Annotated in this window: 17 protein-coding genes and 1 pseudogene; 10 read left to right on the top strand and 8 right to left on the bottom strand. The window is 71.0% G+C overall.

Features of this window, described 5'->3' with window-relative positions; all coding sequences use genetic code 11:
- The first annotated feature begins 39 nt into the window (after window positions 1-39).
- Genes JMO03_RS13830 through JMO03_RS13820 form a run of 3 tightly spaced genes read left to right on the top strand, consistent with a single transcriptional unit; the run spans window position 40 to window position 2,425 of the window.
- Complete coding sequence (locus JMO03_RS13830) at window positions 40-633, top strand: RNA polymerase sigma factor (RefSeq protein ID WP_202844236.1); 594 nt, start codon at window positions 40-42, stop codon at window positions 631-633.
- Entirely contained in the window at window positions 626-1,180 is a 555-nt protein-coding gene (locus tag JMO03_RS13825) for a hypothetical protein (RefSeq protein WP_202844234.1), read from the top strand. The genes JMO03_RS13830 and JMO03_RS13825 overlap by 8 nt, the downstream gene beginning before the upstream one ends.
- A 30-nt stretch (window positions 1,181-1,210) precedes the next feature.
- Entirely contained in the window at window positions 1,211-2,425 is a 1,215-nt protein-coding gene (locus JMO03_RS13820) for a PDZ domain-containing protein (protein ID WP_202844232.1), read from the top strand.
- A 37-nt stretch (window positions 2,426-2,462) separates the two neighbouring features.
- Here the strand turns inward: JMO03_RS13820 and JMO03_RS13815 are convergent, their stop codons facing one another.
- The 5 genes from JMO03_RS13815 to JMO03_RS13795 form a co-directional block, all read right to left on the bottom strand.
- A complete protein-coding gene (locus JMO03_RS13815) occupies window positions 2,463-3,428 on the bottom strand; it encodes a DUF6607 family protein (protein ID WP_202844230.1) in 966 nt (321 codons plus the stop codon).
- On the bottom strand, window positions 3,425-4,081 hold the full coding sequence (locus JMO03_RS13810; protein ID WP_202844229.1) for a Hemin transport protein: 657 nt from the start codon (window positions 4,079-4,081) through the stop codon (window positions 3,425-3,427). The genes JMO03_RS13815 and JMO03_RS13810 overlap by 4 nt, the downstream gene beginning before the upstream one ends.
- Before the next feature lie 11 nt (window positions 4,082-4,092).
- Entirely contained in the window at window positions 4,093-6,324 is a 2,232-nt protein-coding gene (locus JMO03_RS13805) for a TonB-dependent hemoglobin/transferrin/lactoferrin family receptor (RefSeq protein ID WP_202844228.1), read from the bottom strand.
- Between the two features lie 144 nt (window positions 6,325-6,468).
- On the bottom strand, window positions 6,469-6,642 hold the full coding sequence (gene hemP / locus JMO03_RS13800; RefSeq protein ID WP_425491853.1) for a hemin uptake protein HemP: 174 nt from the start codon (window positions 6,640-6,642) through the stop codon (window positions 6,469-6,471).
- 112 nt (window positions 6,643-6,754) lie between these two features.
- Window positions 6,755-7,720: an aldo/keto reductase gene (locus tag JMO03_RS13795; RefSeq protein ID WP_202844226.1), complete on the bottom strand. Its 966-nt coding sequence runs from the start codon at window positions 7,718-7,720 to the stop codon at window positions 6,755-6,757.
- 107 nt (window positions 7,721-7,827) lie between these two features.
- On the opposite strand from JMO03_RS13795, the gene JMO03_RS13790 reads away from it, so the two are divergent.
- The 7 genes and pseudogenes from JMO03_RS13790 (at window position 7,828) to JMO03_RS13760 (ending at window position 14,897) form a co-directional block, all read left to right on the top strand.
- Window positions 7,828-8,955: a GGDEF domain-containing protein gene (locus JMO03_RS13790; protein ID WP_202844225.1), complete on the top strand. Its 1,128-nt coding sequence runs from the start codon at window positions 7,828-7,830 to the stop codon at window positions 8,953-8,955.
- A 115-nt stretch (window positions 8,956-9,070) separates the two neighbouring features.
- A complete protein-coding gene (locus tag JMO03_RS13785; RefSeq protein WP_202844222.1) occupies window positions 9,071-10,369 on the top strand; it encodes a NupC/NupG family nucleoside CNT transporter in 1,299 nt (432 codons plus the stop codon).
- A 13-nt stretch (window positions 10,370-10,382) separates the two neighbouring features.
- Window positions 10,383-11,336 (top strand): annotated as a pseudogene (locus JMO03_RS13780) (ribokinase); the annotation flags it as partial.
- A gap of 287 nt (window positions 11,337-11,623) precedes the next feature.
- Complete coding sequence (gene dusB / locus JMO03_RS13775) at window positions 11,624-12,622, top strand: tRNA dihydrouridine synthase DusB (protein ID WP_202844218.1); 999 nt, start codon at window positions 11,624-11,626, stop codon at window positions 12,620-12,622.
- 96 nt (window positions 12,623-12,718) lie between these two features.
- Window positions 12,719-13,351, top strand: coding sequence for a CDP-alcohol phosphatidyltransferase family protein (locus tag JMO03_RS13770; RefSeq protein WP_202844217.1), 633 nt, complete (start codon window positions 12,719-12,721; stop codon window positions 13,349-13,351).
- Window positions 13,348-13,959, top strand: coding sequence for a lysophospholipid acyltransferase family protein (locus tag JMO03_RS13765; protein ID WP_202844215.1), 612 nt, complete (start codon window positions 13,348-13,350; stop codon window positions 13,957-13,959). Before JMO03_RS13770 ends, JMO03_RS13765 begins: the two co-directional genes overlap by 4 nt.
- The gene (locus tag JMO03_RS13760) at window positions 13,956-14,897 is read left to right on the top strand and encodes a phosphatidate cytidylyltransferase (RefSeq protein ID WP_202844213.1); all 942 of its coding nucleotides are present in this window, start codon (window positions 13,956-13,958) and stop codon (window positions 14,895-14,897) included. The genes JMO03_RS13765 and JMO03_RS13760 overlap by 4 nt, the downstream gene beginning before the upstream one ends.
- A gap of 119 nt (window positions 14,898-15,016) precedes the next feature.
- On the opposite strand, the gene JMO03_RS13755 is transcribed toward JMO03_RS13760, so the two are convergent.
- The 3 genes from JMO03_RS13755 to JMO03_RS13745 form a co-directional block, all read right to left on the bottom strand.
- Window positions 15,017-16,051: a metal-dependent hydrolase gene (locus JMO03_RS13755; RefSeq protein WP_202844211.1), complete on the bottom strand. Its 1,035-nt coding sequence runs from the start codon at window positions 16,049-16,051 to the stop codon at window positions 15,017-15,019.
- Between the two features lie 65 nt (window positions 16,052-16,116).
- A complete protein-coding gene (locus JMO03_RS21185) occupies window positions 16,117-16,383 on the bottom strand; it encodes an SEC-C metal-binding domain-containing protein (RefSeq protein WP_337926416.1) in 267 nt (88 codons plus the stop codon).
- The gene (locus tag JMO03_RS13745) at window positions 16,371-16,877 is read right to left on the bottom strand and encodes a UPF0149 family protein (protein WP_202844210.1); all 507 of its coding nucleotides are present in this window, start codon (window positions 16,875-16,877) and stop codon (window positions 16,371-16,373) included. The genes JMO03_RS21185 and JMO03_RS13745 overlap by 13 nt, the downstream gene beginning before the upstream one ends.
- Window positions 16,878-16,889: the final 12 nt, after the last annotated feature.

Raw genomic sequence — 16,889 nt, 5'->3', positions numbered from 1 at the left:
CTGCGACGGTTTGCCCCGCCGCCGCATCCACAATGGGGAATGCCGCCCGACCCCCGGCCACCGTCGAGCTTCGCGATCGAAGTGCCCAGCGCGCTGATCGCCCGCGCGCGGGCCGGCGAACGTGCGGCGTTCGAGCAGGTCTACCGCTGGTTCGAGCGACCCGTGTTCACGCTGGCGCTGCGCATCTGCGGCGACCGCGAGGAGGCGTCCGAAGTGCTGCAGGACACGATGCTCAGGGTGATCGACCGGATCCGCGATTTCCGCGGCGACAGCCCGTTCTGGGGCTGGCTGCGGCAGATCGCGATCAACGAGGCGCTGATGCGGCTGCGGCGCTCGAAGCAGCAGCCCGACGGACTCGACCTGGACGTCCACGAACCAGCGGACGACCACGCCCCGCCACCGCCGGCCGCCGCCGATGCCGCCGCCCTGCGGCGGGCGCTGGCGGCGCTGCCGGCCACCACCCGCAGCGTGCTCTGGCTGTACCACGCAGAGGGCTACACCCACGAAGAGATCGCGACGCTGATGGAGCGCACCGCGAGCTTCTCCAAATCGCAGCTGGCACGCGGCACGCGCCGCCTGCGCGCGCTGCTCGAACCGGACCCCAGATCGATCCAGGAGTCGGCCCATGCCTGACCCGTCCCGACACTCCGTTCCACCCCGCGACTGGCAACAGGCCTTCGCCGCGTTGCCGCCGGAATCGCCGCCTGCCGGCGGCTGGCAGGCGCTGGCCGTGAAGCTCGACGCCCCCCGCCGCGCGCGGTGGCCGCTGTGGATGGCGAGCGCCGCGGTGCTGGCGTTGGCCGTCGCCGTGCCCTGGCGGCTGCAGGGGCCAGGACCGGGCGTCGACGCACCGGCGCCGGCGACCACTGCCGCGCCCGCCGCCGCCGATCCGCTGGAACAGCTGTACGCCGAATCCGCGCAGCTCGAGTCGCTGCTCGCCGTCGCCCGCGACGAGCGCGTGTCCAGCGCGACCGCGGCCCTGCTTGCCGACCGGTTCGAGGACCAGCTGGCCGCGATCGACGCGGCGCTGATGCAGCCCGGCCTGTCGCGCGAGGCGCAGCTGGCGCTCTGGCAGCGGCGCGTCGAAAGCCTGCGCGATCTCACCGGCTTCGAAAGCAACCGCCGCTGGCTCGCCGCGCATGGCACCCGCTACGACGCGGCGCTGGTCGCGGTCGACTGATCCCATCCGTTCCCGATTCGAGGTTCCGCCATGAAAACCGCGCCCCTGTCCCTGCTGGCCCTCGCCCTGGCCGCGCTGCTCGCAGGCAACGCATCGGCGTCCGACCCGGCACGCGACGACGACGCCGCGAAGGAACTCGCGCTCGCGCGCGAGGAGCTGCGCCGCGCCGCCAGCCGCGTCGCCGAACTCGCGCGCGAACAGGGCGAGATCGCGAGCGTCGTGCGCAGCCGGGTCGAACACGCGCGCACGCGGCCGATGATCGGCGTGCTGCTCAGCCCGGACGACCAGCCGGGTGTGCGCATCACCGGGGTCACGCCGGACGGCGCCGCGGCCACGGCCGGCCTGCGCAGCGGGGACCGGCTGCTGTCGGTGGACGGCGTGGAGATCCTGGGCAGCACCGGGGAGCTGCGGCTGGCCAATGCGCGCAAGCTGCTCGCAGCGCTGCCGGCGGATCGGCCGGCGACGCTGGGCTACCAGCGCGGCGGCCGCAAGGCGAGCGCGACCGTGACGCCGAAGCCCAGCGCACGCGCCTTCGCCTTCAGCACCGGCGACGGCGGACGCTTCGAATGGATCGACGAGGCGCAGTTCGAGCGCACGCTCTCGTCGGCAATGGAGGGACTCGACGCAGGGCTGCTGGCGCTGGAGTCGGTGCCCGGGATCGCGCCCGACGTGCGCCGGGAGATCATCCGCATCGGCCGCGACGGCAGCGCCTGCAAGGGCAAGGATTGCCCGACGCCACGACTGCTGTCCGCATTCCGCTGGAACGGACTGAACCTGGCTGCGGTCGACCCGGCGCTGGGGCGCTACTTCGGCACCGACAGCGGCGTGCTGGTGCTGTCGACCGGCGAACTCGAAGGGCTGCAGGCTGGCGACGTGATCCGCCGTGTCGATGGCAAGACGGTGACGACGCCGCGCGAGGTGATGGCGCAGCTGCGCGGCAAGGACGACGGCGACCGGGTGGCGATCGACTACCTGCGCGACCGCAAACCCGGCCAGGCACGCATCGCCGTGCCGAAGCTGGCATGGCCGGCGCCACCTGCACCGCCCGCGCCGCCGGCGCCACCGTCGCCGTCCGCCACGCCGAAGCCTCCCGCACCACCGGCCGTCTCGACCCCGCCGGCGCCGCCCGCCCCGCCGGCGCCACCGGCGGTGGCGTTCGCCGACAAGGCCTCGCGCTCCGGATTCATCGTCGCCGACCTGGTGCTGATCGCCGGTGCACGCCGCGGGATCGACGCCGCATCGTGATGCGCGGCAGCGGCGTGCCGCGCGACTCGCGGGGTGTCTATTCCGCCAGCGACGGTTCAGGGCCGGCGGGCGCCACCCACTCGGCGAACACCGCATCGATGTCGGCGTCGCCCACGACCTTGCCTTCCTGCACCTCGCCGGCCTGGGTGAACAGCGGGACGATCATCGCCATCCCGTCGACCTTCGTCTCCAGGCGCAGGCCCTCGGGGTGGGCGAGCGCGGCATCCCAGCGCGCACGCACCTTCGCCCAGTAATCCCGGGTCGCGTTCCAGTAGTCGTAGGCCGGCCGGAAGTCGACGTCGGTGTCCTTGCGGTAGTCGTTGAAACCGGACTCGCGGGCGATGGTGCGTTCGGTGCTGCCGTCGGCGCGACGCACGACCTTGGTGTTGTCCTGTTCGTGGGTCCAGCCGCCGGGCACGATGGTGTGCCGGTTCTCCACGTTCAGCGCGTTGTAGTCGCTGCGTCTGGTGTACTCGCGTCGCGGCAGCGGTCGCCAGGTGCGGTCGGAGGTCCACGTCGCGACCCCGTAGCGGTGGTTCCAGCGCCCGGTGCCGCAATAGCGCGGCGCATCGCTGACTTCGTACACGCACTGGGTCCACGCACCACGGGTCCTGTCGGCGGGGATCTCGCGCACGCGCCATGTCTGGTCCGCGGCGAACTCCCAGCGCTGCGGCGCCTCGTACATCCAGTCCTGGCGCCAGTGCTTGGTGACATGGCCGCTCTTCGCGTCGAGCAGGATGTGCTGCAGCACGATCTTCGTCGGGCTGTCCTCGACCACGATGACCGTTTCGTCGCCGCCGCTGCGCTGGGCCGGCGCACGCTCGTAACCGGGTGCCAGCAGCACCGTCTCGTCGAAGGCGAAGCGCACGAGGTACTCGCCCTGCATCGCCAGGATCGCCTGGCGGTCCTTGTCGGGATCGGGCGTCGTGGAAGCTTCCTGCGCAGGGGCAACGCCTGGCGCGGCCAGGATCAGCGCGAAGAAGAAGGTCGCGGGCGGGTTCATGCTTGCTTTCCTGTGGAGTGTGGACGGGAATCGAGATGGACGGGCGCGTAGGCATCGCGGTGGGCGGAAACGCGTGCGGCGGCGCGTGCGGCACGTTCGCAACAGCAGGCATCGGCCAGGTCGCGCGCGTCGGCGCCCTGTCGCTGCGCGATGCGATGCGCGACCACGGCCCCGAGCTGCGAGACCGGCGCCAGGCTCGCGGCCAGGACCGCGTGCGGCGCGGGCACCTCGCCCGCGTCACCGCGCAACGCGTGCAGCCGCAACACGCTCCCGGCCCAACGCCCGCCGAGCGGGCCGGACAGCCGCCGCAACAGGCGTTCGGCAAGGCCGTTCGATGTCGACGGCGCCGCGTGCGCCGGCAGTCGCGCGGAGAGCCGTTCCCAGGCCAGGAAATCGCTGTCCGGCAACAGGTACAGGCGCCAGCAGCAGCGATCGCCGGCGTCGTAGAACAGCAGGTGTTCGCAGGCGCCGTCGCTGTCGAGCTCGACTCCGGCTTCCACGCGCACCGCCTGCGACCAGCCCGCCAGCTCGCCGCGCGGCTGCTGCCGGTACAGGCACAGCACGGTGCCCAGCCGCGCCAGCTGGTGCGGCGTCGGCAGCGCGGTGGGCTGTGGGCAAGGCGCAGGCGCGGCGATGGCCGGGGTTGGCGTCATCGGTTCGCCGATCACCAGTCGATCGAGAGGCTGACGGCGAGGTTGCGCCCGGGCGCGGTGTAGCGATCCACGGTGGCACTGGCTTCGCTCACCAGGGGCACGCTGCCGGACGGCCAATACCTCCGCTCGGCCAGGTTGAACAGGCCGATGTCGACGCGGGCGCCGGGCGCGAAGCGCCAGTGCGCGTAAAGGTCGAGTACCGCATGCCCCGGCGACTCGTAGTACGTGGTACCCGCCGGCGGCGTCGGCAGGCGGTCGCGGCGGCCGACGAAACGCCCCGCCAGTTCCACGCCCCAACGCTCCGCGCCATAGGCCAGGCCGAGGGTCGCGGTCAGCGGATCGACCGATTCCAGCGCCTCGCCGCTGTCGCGATCCTCGCCGCGCGACCACGCCGCCGCGGCCTGCAGCGACCAGCCCGACATCGCCGCGGACAGCGCGCCGAGCTCGATGCCGCCTTTGAACTCCGCGCCGTGGATGCGGGCATCGGCCACGTTGCGCGACTGGTACACCATCAGCCCTTCGGCGTTGAAGCCGACGAAGCTGAAGGACTCGATGAAGTGCTCGTAGCGGCTGTGGTAGCCGGCGAGGCTGGCATGCACCGCATCGCCCGCGTAGCGCAGGCCGAGCTCCAGGCCGTCGCTGGTTTCGGGTTGCAGGTCTGGATTGGCGATCGCGGTGTAGCCGAACATCACGTTGGTGAAGCCGATGTTGACGTCGGCATAGGGCGGCGCGCGAAAACCGCGCGCGTAGCCGCCGAACAGCGACCAGTCGCCGCTGAAATGCCAGACCATGCCGAGCTTGGGCGAGACGCTGGTATCGGTCAGGCCGACCACGTCGAGACCGGGATTGTCCCCGGCGAAGATGTCGTCGATCCGCGGATCGAGGTCGTAGTGGTCCACGCGCAGCGCGGGCACCAGGCGGAAACGGCCTTCGGCGAAACCGATCTCGTCCTGCAGGTACAGCGCCGAGCTGGTGGTGCGGCTGATGGGGAAATCGCGTACCGGGAACACGTCCGGCAGCATCACCGGCGTCTGCACGCCGGTGAGCGGGAAGCTGCGCAGGCCGTCGCGCTTCTGCCGGGTGTCGGTGCGCGACACGTCCAGCCCCCAGGCGAGGTCGTGCACCACGCCCTCGCCCAGCGACTTGCGGAAGTTCAGCTGCAGGCCGTGCAGGCGCTGGTCGAAGTCGAAGCTGCGCTCGCGCACATCGCGCAGGGTCGGTGCCGGCAGCGTGCGTTCCTCGACGGTGTACTGGGTGGTCTCGCTGTCTTGGCGGTACACCTGCCAGTCGATCGCGTCGGCGAAGCCGTCGAGGCCGTCGATCTCGTGCGCCAGCGACAGCCGCGCGCGGGTCTGCCTGTCCTTCGCGGCGACGCGGGTATTGATGGCGCCGGTCAGCGCCTGGAACCCCTGCGCGGTCAGCATGTCGGTGTCGGCGAGATCCTCGTTGCCTTCCACCGTCAGCCGCAGGCGATGGCGCTGCGATGGCGCGTAGACCAGTTTGGCCAGCAGGCTGCGGCCGTCGCGCGACTGCGGATTGGGCAGGGTGCGGGTCGCACCGGTGCCGCCGGCTTCGCCCATGTTTTCCGTTTCGCGGCCCTGGCGGTGGCCGAGCGCGACCATGCCCGACCAGCGTTCGCCGCCGAAGGCCGCGGTGGCGCCGCCGAACAGGCCGCTCCAGTCGCTCTCGAAGCCGAGCTTGAAACCGAAATGGGCGTCCCTGCCCGCCTCCAGATAATCCGAAGGGTCCCTGGTGATGAACGAAACGGTGCCGCCCAGGGCGTCGGAGCCGTAGAGCGAGCTGGTGGGGCCGCGCACCACTTCCACGCGCTCGAGGGTGTCGAGGTCGACGAAGTTGCGGTTCGCGTTGGAGAAGCTGCCGATCGAGAACGCGTCCGACACCACGATGCCGTCGGTCTGGATGCGCACGCGGTTGCCGCCGAGGCCGCGGATGCGGATGTCGCCGATGCCGAAGCGGCCGAAACTCTCGCTGACGGTGATGCCGGGTTCGTAGCGGAACAGGTCGCGCAGGTCGCGCACCAGCAGCTCGTCCATGCGCTCGCGGGTGATCGCGTCGACCGTGTTCGGCACGTCGGCGATCTCGCGTTCGGTGCGGGTGGCGGTCACCACCACGCGGTCGAAGTCGGCGACATCGGCGGCCGGATCGGCGGCGCCGGCGGTTTCGGCCAGGACGGCCTGGGGAAACGCCGCGACCAGCGCGACGGCAAGCAGGGTGGGACGCATGGACAGTCTCGAAAAAGGAGGGTTCGAGGCTGGCTGGCGTTGCGTCGCGTCGTGCGCGGCGGCGGCTTGCGGGCCTGGGGGGGGTTCGGGGCATTTACACCGGGGCGCTGGCACATCGGCGCCACCCCGGCCGGACTGGTCCGGCTACTTGGTGAGGATCAGCTTGTCGTTGCGGGTGTGCCGCAGGCGGTAGTACTCGTTGCCATGACGGATGCGCAGTTCGCGCTGGCCCTGGAGCAGGCGCAGGCTGTCGACCTCGGGGGCCTGTGCCTGCGGGCGGACGCGCTCAGGGGCGGTATCGGCCGGGGCGGCAGTCATCGGAAGGCTGTCTTGGCTCACGAACATCGGAAGATTCCTCGCCAGTCGGGAATCATGATGCTAATGATTCTCATTTGTCTGTCAACCGGTCAATCGAGCCGATTGCCTGCCGCTATCGGGTCGCTGCCTCCAGGCGTCGCCAGAGCTGCTCGTCGAACCGCTCGACCAGGGCCAGGGCGTCAAGGTTTTCAATCAGTTGCGAGGGCCGGCTGGCGCCTGTGAGAACCGTGGAGACATGCGGATTGCTCAGGCACCAGGCGATCGCCAGCGGCGCCGGCGCCACGCCGAGTTCGGCCGCGATCGCGCTGAACCTGCGCGCCCGCTCCAGCCGCGCACGGCCCTCGCCGCCCTCGCGCAGCGGACTGTCCGTCCCGGCGCGACCGAAGCGGCTGTCGTCCGGCACGCCATCGTCGTACTTGCCGCTGAGCAGGCCCGAGGCCAGCGGCGACCAGATCGTGGTGCCCAGCCCGTGTTCGGCGTACAGCGGCGCGTATTCGAGTTCGACCCGGTCGCGGTGCAGCAGGTTGTACTGCGGCTGCTCCATCGTCGGCGGCTGCAGGTGCTGCGCGCGCGCGACGTGGATCGCCTCGCGGATCAGCGCCACGGGCCACTCGGACGTGCCCCAGTACAGCACCTTGCCCTGCCGGACGAGGTCGTCCATCGCGCGGACGGTTTCCTCCACCGGCGTGTCCGGGTCTGGGCGATGGCAGAAGAACAGGTCCAGGTAGTCCACGCGCAGGCGCCGCAGCGCGTCGTGGCAGGCGTCGCGCACGTGCTTGCGCGAGAGCCCGACCTGGGTCGGGCGAGGATCGGCCGCCGACCCGAAGCGCACCTTGCTCGACACGCAGTAGCCGTCGCGCGGCAGGCGCAGGTCGGCGAGCACGTCGCCGATGACGCATTCCGCCTCGCCATGGGCGTAGTTCTCGGCGTTGTCGAAGAAGTTCACGCCGTGGTCCCAGGCCAGCGCGACCAGTTCGCGCGTCTCGCCGCGGCCCAGGCGCGACCCGGCCGTCAGCCACGAGCCGTAGGACAGCGCCGACAGCTTCAGGCCCGAATGTCCCAGCCGGCGATAGCGCATGATCGTCTCCGCGTCGAATCCGTGGACAGTCTATGCGAGCCTCCGCGCCGGTCGCGCCGGCGGGAGCCGCGGTATCCTCGCGCGGCCACCCTTCGTCCACGGCCCGAATGCAGGAACCCGCCTCCCTCAAGCGCGTGCTCGCCACCCTGTTCGGACGTCCGGACGAGGTCATGCTCGAGCTCGGCGCCGGCGGCGAACTGCTGGTGGCGAAGCTGCGCGCGCTGCTGTCGCTGCTGGTGCTGGGGCTGCCGCTGGCGGCCGGGCTCGGCGCGCAGGACACCACGCGCACCCTGGTCGGGCTCGGCGCGGCGGTCTTCGTCAACCTCATGGCGCAGGTCTGGCTGGCCCTGGCCCGCAACCACCGCCGCCACCACTGGCTGCCCTACGCCACCGGCGCGTACGACGTCACCGTCACCACCGGGATGCTGGCGCTGCTGGCGCTGGAGCAGCCCGCCGCCGGCCTCAACAGCATGGTCGTCTGGTGCTTCTACCTGTTCGCGATCGCGCTCACCGCGCTGCGCAACGACGGCCGGTTGACGCTGTTCGTCGGCAGCCTGGCGATCGTCCAGTACGCGGTGCTGGTCGCCAGCGTGCTGGCGCTGGCGCCGCATCCGGTGCTGTCGATCGACCACGGCGCGGTGACCCTGCGCGCGCAGGGCTCGCGCCTGTTGCTGCTGCTGATGATGACCCTGCTCACCAGCACGATCGTCTACCGGATGCAGCGCCTGATCGAGATGTCCGGGCGCGACGGCCTCACCGGCGTGCCCAACCGCGCCTGGCTGCTGCAGCGCCTGCCGCGCATGTTCGAGGCCGCGCGCCGCGACGGCCGCACGGTGTCGATCGGCTTGGTCGACATCGACCATTTCAAGCGCGTCTACGCCGAGATCGGGCAGCTCGGCGGCGACCGCGCGATCCGCCACGTCGCCGAGCACCTGCGCGGGATGCTCGGCGAGGACGAGCACCTGGCGCGCATCGGCGGCCAGGAATTCGTGCTGGTGCTGTTGTGCCCGATCGGCAGCGCCTGGGAACGGATCGACCGCTATCGCCGCACCCTGGCGGAGCGGCCGTTCCCGTCCGAGCGCGGCGGCGACGCGGTCGTGCTGGCCTTCAGCGCCGGCCTGGCGGCATTCCCACAGGACGGCGGTACCGCATCGGCGCTGCTCGGCAGCGCCGACCGGCGCCTGCAGGAGGCCAAGCGCAGCGGTCGCAACCGGGTGATCGCCCGCGATACCTGAGACGCACGCCCGCCCGCGCCCGTGCGGACGCGCACGCGCCGGCCGCCGGCGGTTGCCGCGGGCTGCGCGCTGCTCTAGGCTGCCGCGTCAGTCGTCCGCCGGAACTCCAAACCAGATGGAAGCAGTGCTGCGGGTCGGTTTCGGTGTGTTCGGGCTCGCGGTGCTGATCGGCCTGACCTGGCTGTTCTCCAACAACAAGGCGCGCGTGGACTGGCGGCTGGTCGGCATCGGGCTGCTGCTGCAGCTTACGATCGCCGCGCTGGTGCTGCTCACGCCGTGGGGCGCCGGAGTGTTCGATGCGCTCTCCAGCGGCTTCGTCAAGCTGCTCGGCTTCACCACCGAGGGCGCGCGCTTCATCTTCGGCGACTTCAGCGACCCCTCCAAGTTCGGCTTCGTGTTCGCCTTCCAGGTGCTGCCGACGATCATCTTCTTCGCCAGCTTCATGAGCGTGCTCTACCACCTGGGCGCGATGCAGAAGATCGTGCAGGGCATGGCCTGGGTGATTACCAAGCTGATGCGGGTTTCCGGCGCGGAGACGCTGTCGGTCTGCGCCAACGCCTTCATCGGACAGACCGAGGCGCCGCTGGTGGTGAAGCCCTATATCGCCGGCATGACGCCCTCCGAGCTGCTGACCCTGATGGTCGGCGGCATGGCCACGATCGCCGGCGGCGTGCTCGGCGCCTACGTGCTGCTGCTGGGCGGGGACGATCCCGTGCAGCAGGCGGTCTACGCCAAGCACCTGATCACCGCCAGCATCATGGCTGCGCCGGCGACGATCGTGATCGCCAAGATCCTGGTACCCGAGACCGGCGAGCCGCAGACCCTGGGCAGCGTGCGCGTGAACGTCGAAAAGACCACCACCAACGTGATCGACGCCGCCGCCGCGGGCGCCGCCGACGGACTCAGGCTGGCGCTCAACGTCGGCGCGATGCTGCTCGCGTTCATCGCCCTGATCGCGCTGATCAACGCGCCGCTGGCCTGGCTGGGCGAAATCACCGGCCTGCAGGCGCTGCTGGGCAAGCCGACCACGCTGTCCACCCTGCTCGGCTACCTGCTCGCGCCGCTGGCCTGGCTGATCGGCGTGCCCTGGGAGGACGCGGGCACGGTCGGCGGCCTGATCGGCACCAAGGTGGTGCTCAACGAATTCGTGGCCTACGTGCAGCTAGGCGAGATCCTGCGCGGCAACGTCGCCGGCGTCACGCTCACGCCGCAGGGCACGCTGATCGCGACCTACGCGTTGTGCGGTTTCGCCAACTTCAGCTCGATCGCGATCCAGATCGGCGGCATCGGCGGGATCGCGCCCGAGCGCCGCCAGGACCTCGCCCGCTTCGGCCTGCGCGCGGTGCTGGGCGGCTCGATCGCGACCATGATGACCGCCACGATCGCGGGCGTCCTGACCAACCTCGGCGCCTGAGGACGGACCCGCAGTGTCGACCGCCTCCACCGGCCCCCGCGTCGTCGTCGTCGGCTCGTTCAACGTCGACCATGTCTGGCAGTGCGATGCGCTGCCGCGTCCGGGCGAGACCAGGATCGGCCACTACCGCACCGGTCCCGGCGGCAAGGGCTTCAACCAGGCCACCGCCTGCGCGCGCAGCGGCGCGCGGACTGTGTTCGTGTGCGCACTCGGACAGGACGAGGGCGGGCGGCTGGCGCGCGCGCTCGCCGTCGCCGACGGCCTCGACCTGCGCGCCGAACCGAGCGAAGACGCCACGGGGACCGCCGGCATCCATGTCGATGGCGAAGGCCGCAACGCCATCGCGATCGGCCCCGGCGCCAACGCCACGCTCACCACCGACTTCATCGCGCAACAGGCCGATGCCATCGCCGCGGCGCGGATCGTGCTGGCGCAGCTCGAGTCGCCGGTCGACAGCGTGCTCGAGGCGATGCGCCTGGCGCGCGCGGCCGGCATCCGCACGATCCTCAATCCGGCGCCGGCGAACGCCGAGAGTTCGCGCGAGCTGCTCGCGGTGGCCGACATCCTGACCCCGAACGAGACCGAGTTCGCCGCGTTGCTGGCGCGCCACAGCAGCGAACGCATCGACGCGGCCGAGGTGGCGGACGCCGACGACGCCCGCCTGCACCGCCTGTGCCGCACCCTGCTGCCGCGCGGCACCGTGGTGGTGACGCTCGGCGCGGCCGGCGCGTTCGTCTCGCACCGCGAGGACAAGTGCCGCGGCGACGAACGGCCCCATTACCGGGTACCCGCCTACGAAGTGACGGTGGTCGATACCACCGGCGCCGGCGACGCCTTCAACGGCGCGCTCGCGACCTCGCTGGCGCTCGGCGGCCAGCATGTGTTCGCCGACCACGTGCGCTTCGCCTCGCACTACGCCGCGCTGTCGACCGGGCACGAGGGCGCGGCGGAGTCGATGCCGCGGCTGGCCTTGCCTGCGGCCGCGGATGCGTCGCCGGTCGCCCACACGGCCCCGACGCTGCAGGATGCGCCGCCGGAATTGCCTGGCGCCCGTCGCGACGGCTAGCCTCTAGGGACCCCATGAACAAGTGTCATTTCGAGCGCAGCGAGAAATCCATGCTGCTGATTGTCTGAGATTTCTCGCTGCGCTCGAAATGACAAACCAGACCTGTTCAGAGGTTCCCTAGGCCGGCTCCGGGGATCGCCGCAGCCCGCCGCTCGCGCGTTGGCGGCATGGCTGCGACAATGCGCGCTATGTTCGTCGGTCCCCATCCCATCGAGCCGAAACTGGTCCTCGCGCCGATGGCGGGGGTCACCGACAAGCCGTTCCGGCAGTTGTGCAAGCGGCTCGGCGCAGGCCTGGCGGTCTCGGAGATGACCACCAGCGATCCGCGCTTCTGGAACACGCGCAAGTCGCTGCACCGCATGGACCACGCCGGCGAGCCCGACCCGGTCAGCGTGCAGATCGCCGGCACCGACCCGGCGGTGATGGCCGAGGCCGCGCGCCACAACGCGGGCCACGGAGCGCAGCTGATCGACATCAACATGGGCTGCCCGGCGAAGAAGGTGTGCAACGCCTGGGCGGGTTCGGCGCTGATGCAGGACGAAACCCTGGTGGCGCGCATCCTCGAGGCGGTCGTCACGGCCGTGGACGTGCCGGTCACGCTGAAGATCCGCACCGGCTGGAACGCGGCCAACCGCAACGCGCTGGCGATCGCCCGCATCGCGCAGCAAAGCGGCATCGCCGCGCTCGCCGTGCACGGGCGCACCCGCGACCAGCACTACACCGGCCACGCCGAATACGACACCATCGCCGCGATCAAGGCGGATCTGTCGATTCCCGTGATCGCCAACGGCGACATCGATTCGCCGCGCAAGGCGCGCGAGGTGCTGCGCCGCACCGGCGCGGATGCGGTGATGATCGGCCGCGCGGCGCAGGGGCGGCCCTGGATCTTCGGCGAGATCGCGCACTTCCTCGCCACCGGCGAAGAACTGCCGCCGCCCTCGCTGGCGCAGGTGCGCGACATCCTGCTCGGCCACCTGCATGCCCTGCACGAGTTCTACGGCGAGCAGGCCGGTGTGCGGATCGCGCGCAAGCACCTGGGCTGGTACGCGAAGGATCGCCCCGAGAATCGCGCCTTCCTCGCCGTGGTCAACCGCGCCGACGGTGCGCAGGCGCAGCTGCGGCTGACCCGCGACTACTTCGATGCGCTGGCGGCCGGCGCGGCGCCGGAGATTCCGGTCGCCGCGTGAGCCACGCATGGGCTTGCCAGCGCGGGCGGGGCTGACGATCATGCGGGCGCATGGGGAACGCCCGCCGCCGGCGGCGCTCGACGGGAAGACATCGCGATGGAACAGCAGGATCCGGGCACGGACGCTTCGCGCCGGCCGATCAAGGCGCGCGGCAACGCCCTCGTCCGGCGCATCGCCTCCGCGCTCGCGAGCTCGCCGCTCACGCCCAACGCGATCTCGGTGCTCAGCATCGTCTTCGCCGGCGCCGCGGCGCTGCTGTGGCTGCCGCCCTGGGGCGCGTGGCTGTGCGCGCTCGGCATCCAGCTGCGGCTGCTGTGCAACCTGTTCGACGGCATGGTGGCGGTGGAAGGCGGCAAGTCGACGCCCACCGGCGCGCTGTACAACGAAGTGCCCGACCGGATTGCCGACAGCCTGCTGCTCGTCGCACTCGGCTACGCCGCGGGCCTGCCCTGGGCCGGATGGGCGGCGGCGTTGTTCGCTGCGCTCACCGCCTACGTCCGCACGCTCGGCGGCGCCCTTGGGCTGGCGCAGGACTTCCGCGGGCCGATGGCCAAGCAGCATCGCATGGCGCTGATGACGCTGGCCTGCCTGGTGACGCCATTCGAAGCGATGTTCGCCGGATCGCGTCACGTGCTGGTCGTGGTGGTGCTGGTCATCGCCGCGGGTTCGCTGCTCACCTGCGCGACGCGCCTGCGCGCGATCGCGCGGCAGCTGGAGGCCGCGCGATGATCGCCCGGCTCGGCGGCGCGGCCCTGGTCGGATTCACCCGCACCCTGGTCGGCGCACGCGCGCAGTGGCGCGTCGCGCCGCCGGGCGGGCAGTGTATCTACTTCGCCAACCACACCAGCCACCTCGACACCGTGGCGATCTGGTCGGCGCTCACGCCGCAGCAGCGCGCGCAGGTGCGTCCGGTCGCCGCCCGCGACTACTGGGACAAGCCTGGCCTGCGCGGCTGGCTGTCGGGCCGCGTGCTGCGTGCGATCCTGATCGACCGCAACCGCGAGACGCCCGACGCCGACCCGCTGGCGCCGGTGCGCGAAGCGCTGGACCAGGGCGATTCGCTGATCCTGTTCCCCGAAGGCACCCGCAGCAACGAGCGCCTGCCGCAGAAGTTCAAAGGCGGCCTGTTCCGCCTGGCCAGCGAGTATCCGCACGTGGAACTGGTGCCTGTGTATCTCGACACCCTGCATCGCAGCCTGCCCAAGGGCGCGCTGCTGCCGCTGCCCTTGCCCCTCTACTGCAACGTGAACTTCGGCGCGCCACTGCCACGCGCGCAGGACGAACCGCGCGAAGTGTTTCTCGAACGCGCCCGCGAGGCGGTGGAGGCGATGGCATGAGCCCGCAGACCAAGACCATCCTGGTGTTCTCCGGCATCGTCGGCCTGCTGCTGGTCGCCTCGCTGGTGGGGTGGTGGTTGTCGCGCCGCGGCCCCGACGGCGGCGGCGCGACGGTGCGCAACCTCAACGCCCGCGTGCGCGCCTGGTGGGGCATGGTCGCCGTGCTCGCGGCCTGCTTCGCGATCGGGCCGGTGGCGACCCTGGTCGTGTTCGCCTTCATCTCGTTCTTCGCGCTGCGCGAGTTCATCACCCTCACCCCCACCCGCGCCGGCGACCACCTGCCGCTGGTGGCGGCGTTCTACCTGCTGATCCCGATCCAGTACTGGCTGATCTTCGACCAGTGGTACGGGCTGTTCGCGATCTTCATCCCGGTCTACGCGTTCCTGGCGCTGCCGGTGCTGGCGGTGTTCGGCGGCGACACCACCGACTTCCTCGAGCGCAGCACCAAGATCCAGTGGGGCGTGATGATCGCGATCTACTGCATCAGCCATGCGCCGGCGCTGATGATCCTGCACCCGGACGCGCCGCCCGGCACCGGCCAGCTGCTGCTGCTCTACCTGATGCTGGTGGTGCAGATCAGCGACGTGATGCAGTACGTGTTCGGCAAGCTGTTCGGCCGGCGCAAGCTGGCGCCGCTGGTGAGCCCGTCGAAGACGGTGGAGGGCCTGATCGGCGGTGGCCTGGCGGCGGTGGGCATCGGCACCGCGCTGTGGTGGATGACGCCGTTCACGCCGCTGCAGGCGGCGGGCATGTCGGGCGTGATCGTGGTCGCGGGCGTGTGCGGCGGGCTGGCGCTGTCGGCGGTCAAGCGCAGCCTCGGCGCCAAGGACTGGGGCCGGATGATCGAAGGCCACGGCGGGATGATGGACCGGATGGACTCGGTGGTGTTCGCCGCGCCCGTGTTCTTCCACTTCACCCGCTACTGGTTCCCCGCGTAGCCCGGATAAGCGCAGCGCATCCGGGACACCGCGCCACCATCCCCGGCGGCGGCCTGCGGCCTTGGCCGGGCTACGCCGACGTAGCCCGGATAAGCGCAGCGCATCCGGGGAACGCAGAATCAATACGTACCGGGTCGTACCGCCGTGGCCGCAGGCTCCTCCCAGATGCGGTCCCACATCTGCGGCAGGCGGCGCCGGGCTTCCCAGGGCCACGACAACTGCTCGGACGGGATCTCGCGCCAGCCGCCACCGTCACGCTCGGCCACGGCGAAGTTGAAGCTATAGTCGGGCTCTGCGCCCATGCGCAGGTCGCTCAGGACCAGTTGGCCGTCGCGCTGCTGCGCCTTCATGAACCCATGGTTGAACCACGCCAGCCGGGCCACCGCCGGGACATCCGCGACCTGGGCGAGCGCTGCCACGTCGGAGCCGTGACGACGGAACGCGATCGGCCGCGCATCCGCGACCAGCGAATGCTCGCCCTCGACGAACCCGTCCGGCGTCATCGCCACCACCCGCCACAGCAGCGTGTTGAACGGCATCGGCACCGAGAAGCGCGGCGCATCCGCTAGGCCCAGCGCCGCCAGCGAGCGCTCCGCCTCGCGCTCGACCATCGCCTTGGCCAGCAGCGACCAGCCGAGGTAGGCGCAGCTCAACGCCAGGCCCGCCACCAGCGCGTGCCGTGCGAGTGGCCTCGCCCCCCCGAATATCGCCACCACCACGCCCAGCAGCAGCCACAACGTATAGCCCGGATCGATGATGAACACGCTCGACCACATCACCGGCGGCGTCGCCAGCGGCCACAGCAACTGGGTGCCGTAGACCGTGAACGCGTCCAGCAGCGGGTGCGTGATCAGGGCCAGCTGGATCGCCGCGAACCAGGGCCGTGGGGCCGCGGCCACCCGCCCCCCGCGCCGACGGAACAGTGCCCAGATCGCCCACGCCAGCAGTGGCAGCACGAACAGCGAATGGCTGAAAGCGCGATGCAGCGTCATCAGCGCGACGGGGTCGTCGGTGAACAGCGCGATGGGAAACGAATCGAGGTCGGGCAGGGTGCCGAGCGCGGCACCGGCGAGCATCGCCGCGCGGCGGTGCGCGGCCGGCACGACCGCACCGGCGACCGCGGCGCCGAGCAGGAGTTGGCTGAGGGAATCCATGCCATCATTCTAGTTGGCGGTGCCGACTCGCCGTAGCGACACAACGTGTGCCTTCCGCGACCCGCTCAGTGCAGGGTCACACCAGCCCCACAGCACTTCTTGTATTTCCTGCCGCTGCCGCACGGACACGGATCGTTGCGCCCCGGGACCGCCTCGCGCCGTCGCGGCGCCTGCGGGAACACGCCGTCCTGGCGCATCTCGTTGCAGTACTGGAGCAGGCCCGGCACGCCGGCCAGGATTTCCCAGCGTTCCTCGAAGTCCGGCGAGGCCGGGGCATCGACGGGGGCGGGTTCGGCGCCGTACGCGCCATCGAACAAGGTCAGCCGTGCCACTTCGTCCAGGCTTTCCCGCAGCGATTCGTCGATCGCGCACCAGCGGTCCCACCCCTCGCCCGCCTGCCCGACCCCGGCCAGGAAGCCGTCGGCCCACAGCGCGCCCACCGGAAATCGCGGACGCTGTCGGGGAACTGGTCCGCGTCCTCGTCGAAGGCGGGCGTCTGCAGCAGGGGCATCACCTGCATGTCCGCGGGATCCGGTTCGGCATCCTCGTCCGGCAACGGTTGCGCCACCCGCCAGACGATGTGATTCCAGAACGCGACCGTGGCCTCGAGCATCGCGGTAGCGCCGGCTTCGTCCGCCTCCGCCATCGCAACGCCCCAGATCCGCGAGAGCTGCCGCGCGGGCGAAACGGTCGCGGGACCGACGATGAGCGCACTGAAATATCCGTCCACCCACTCCAGCGTCATGCCACCGTTCGGCACGGCCTTTTCGCCGAGCAGGTGCTCGAACTCGCGGATCGCGTCTTCGGACATGGGCACGGCGGACATGCGCGCATTGTC

Origin of the sequence: Luteimonas saliphila, from assembly GCF_016774335.1 — a bacterium.
Taxonomy (GTDB): domain Bacteria; phylum Pseudomonadota; class Gammaproteobacteria; order Xanthomonadales; family Xanthomonadaceae; genus Luteimonas; species Luteimonas saliphila.
The sequence above is the reverse complement of the archived record's forward strand: the minus strand, read 5'-3'. Positions and strand labels throughout refer to the sequence as shown.

What these genes read in the sequence shown, in the direction of transcription:
- JMO03_RS13815 (WP_202844230.1), bottom strand. Translation starts at nt 3,428, where the DNA reads ATGAACCCGCCCGCGACCTTCTTCTTCGCGCTGATCCTGGCCGCGCCA.
- JMO03_RS13745 (WP_202844210.1), bottom strand. Translation starts at nt 16,877, where the DNA reads ATGTCCGCCGTGCCCATGTCCGAAGACGCGATCCGCGAGTTCGAGCAC.
- JMO03_RS13765 (WP_202844215.1), top strand. Translation starts at nt 13,348, where the DNA reads ATGATCGCCCGGCTCGGCGGCGCGGCCCTGGTCGGATTCACCCGCACC.
- hemP (WP_425491853.1), bottom strand. Translation starts at nt 6,642, where the DNA reads ATGACTGCCGCCCCGGCCGATACCGCCCCTGAGCGCGTCCGCCCGCAG.
- JMO03_RS13830 (WP_202844236.1), top strand. Translation starts at nt 40, where the DNA reads ATGCCGCCCGACCCCCGGCCACCGTCGAGCTTCGCGATCGAAGTGCCC.
- JMO03_RS13760 (WP_202844213.1), top strand. Translation starts at nt 13,956, where the DNA reads ATGAGCCCGCAGACCAAGACCATCCTGGTGTTCTCCGGCATCGTCGGC.
- JMO03_RS13825 (WP_202844234.1), top strand. Translation starts at nt 626, where the DNA reads ATGCCTGACCCGTCCCGACACTCCGTTCCACCCCGCGACTGGCAACAG.
- JMO03_RS13795 (WP_202844226.1), bottom strand. Translation starts at nt 7,720, where the DNA reads ATGCGCTATCGCCGGCTGGGACATTCGGGCCTGAAGCTGTCGGCGCTG.
- JMO03_RS13810 (WP_202844229.1), bottom strand. Translation starts at nt 4,081, where the DNA reads ATGACGCCAACCCCGGCCATCGCCGCGCCTGCGCCTTGCCCACAGCCC.
- JMO03_RS13755 (WP_202844211.1), bottom strand. Translation starts at nt 16,051, where the DNA reads ATGGATTCCCTCAGCCAACTCCTGCTCGGCGCCGCGGTCGCCGGTGCG.
- JMO03_RS13785 (WP_202844222.1), top strand. Translation starts at nt 9,071, where the DNA reads ATGGAAGCAGTGCTGCGGGTCGGTTTCGGTGTGTTCGGGCTCGCGGTG.
- JMO03_RS13820 (WP_202844232.1), top strand. Translation starts at nt 1,211, where the DNA reads ATGAAAACCGCGCCCCTGTCCCTGCTGGCCCTCGCCCTGGCCGCGCTG.
- JMO03_RS13770 (WP_202844217.1), top strand. Translation starts at nt 12,719, where the DNA reads ATGGAACAGCAGGATCCGGGCACGGACGCTTCGCGCCGGCCGATCAAG.
- JMO03_RS13805 (WP_202844228.1), bottom strand. Translation starts at nt 6,324, where the DNA reads ATGCGTCCCACCCTGCTTGCCGTCGCGCTGGTCGCGGCGTTTCCCCAG.
- JMO03_RS13790 (WP_202844225.1), top strand. Translation starts at nt 7,828, where the DNA reads ATGCAGGAACCCGCCTCCCTCAAGCGCGTGCTCGCCACCCTGTTCGGA.
- dusB (WP_202844218.1), top strand. Translation starts at nt 11,624, where the DNA reads ATGTTCGTCGGTCCCCATCCCATCGAGCCGAAACTGGTCCTCGCGCCG.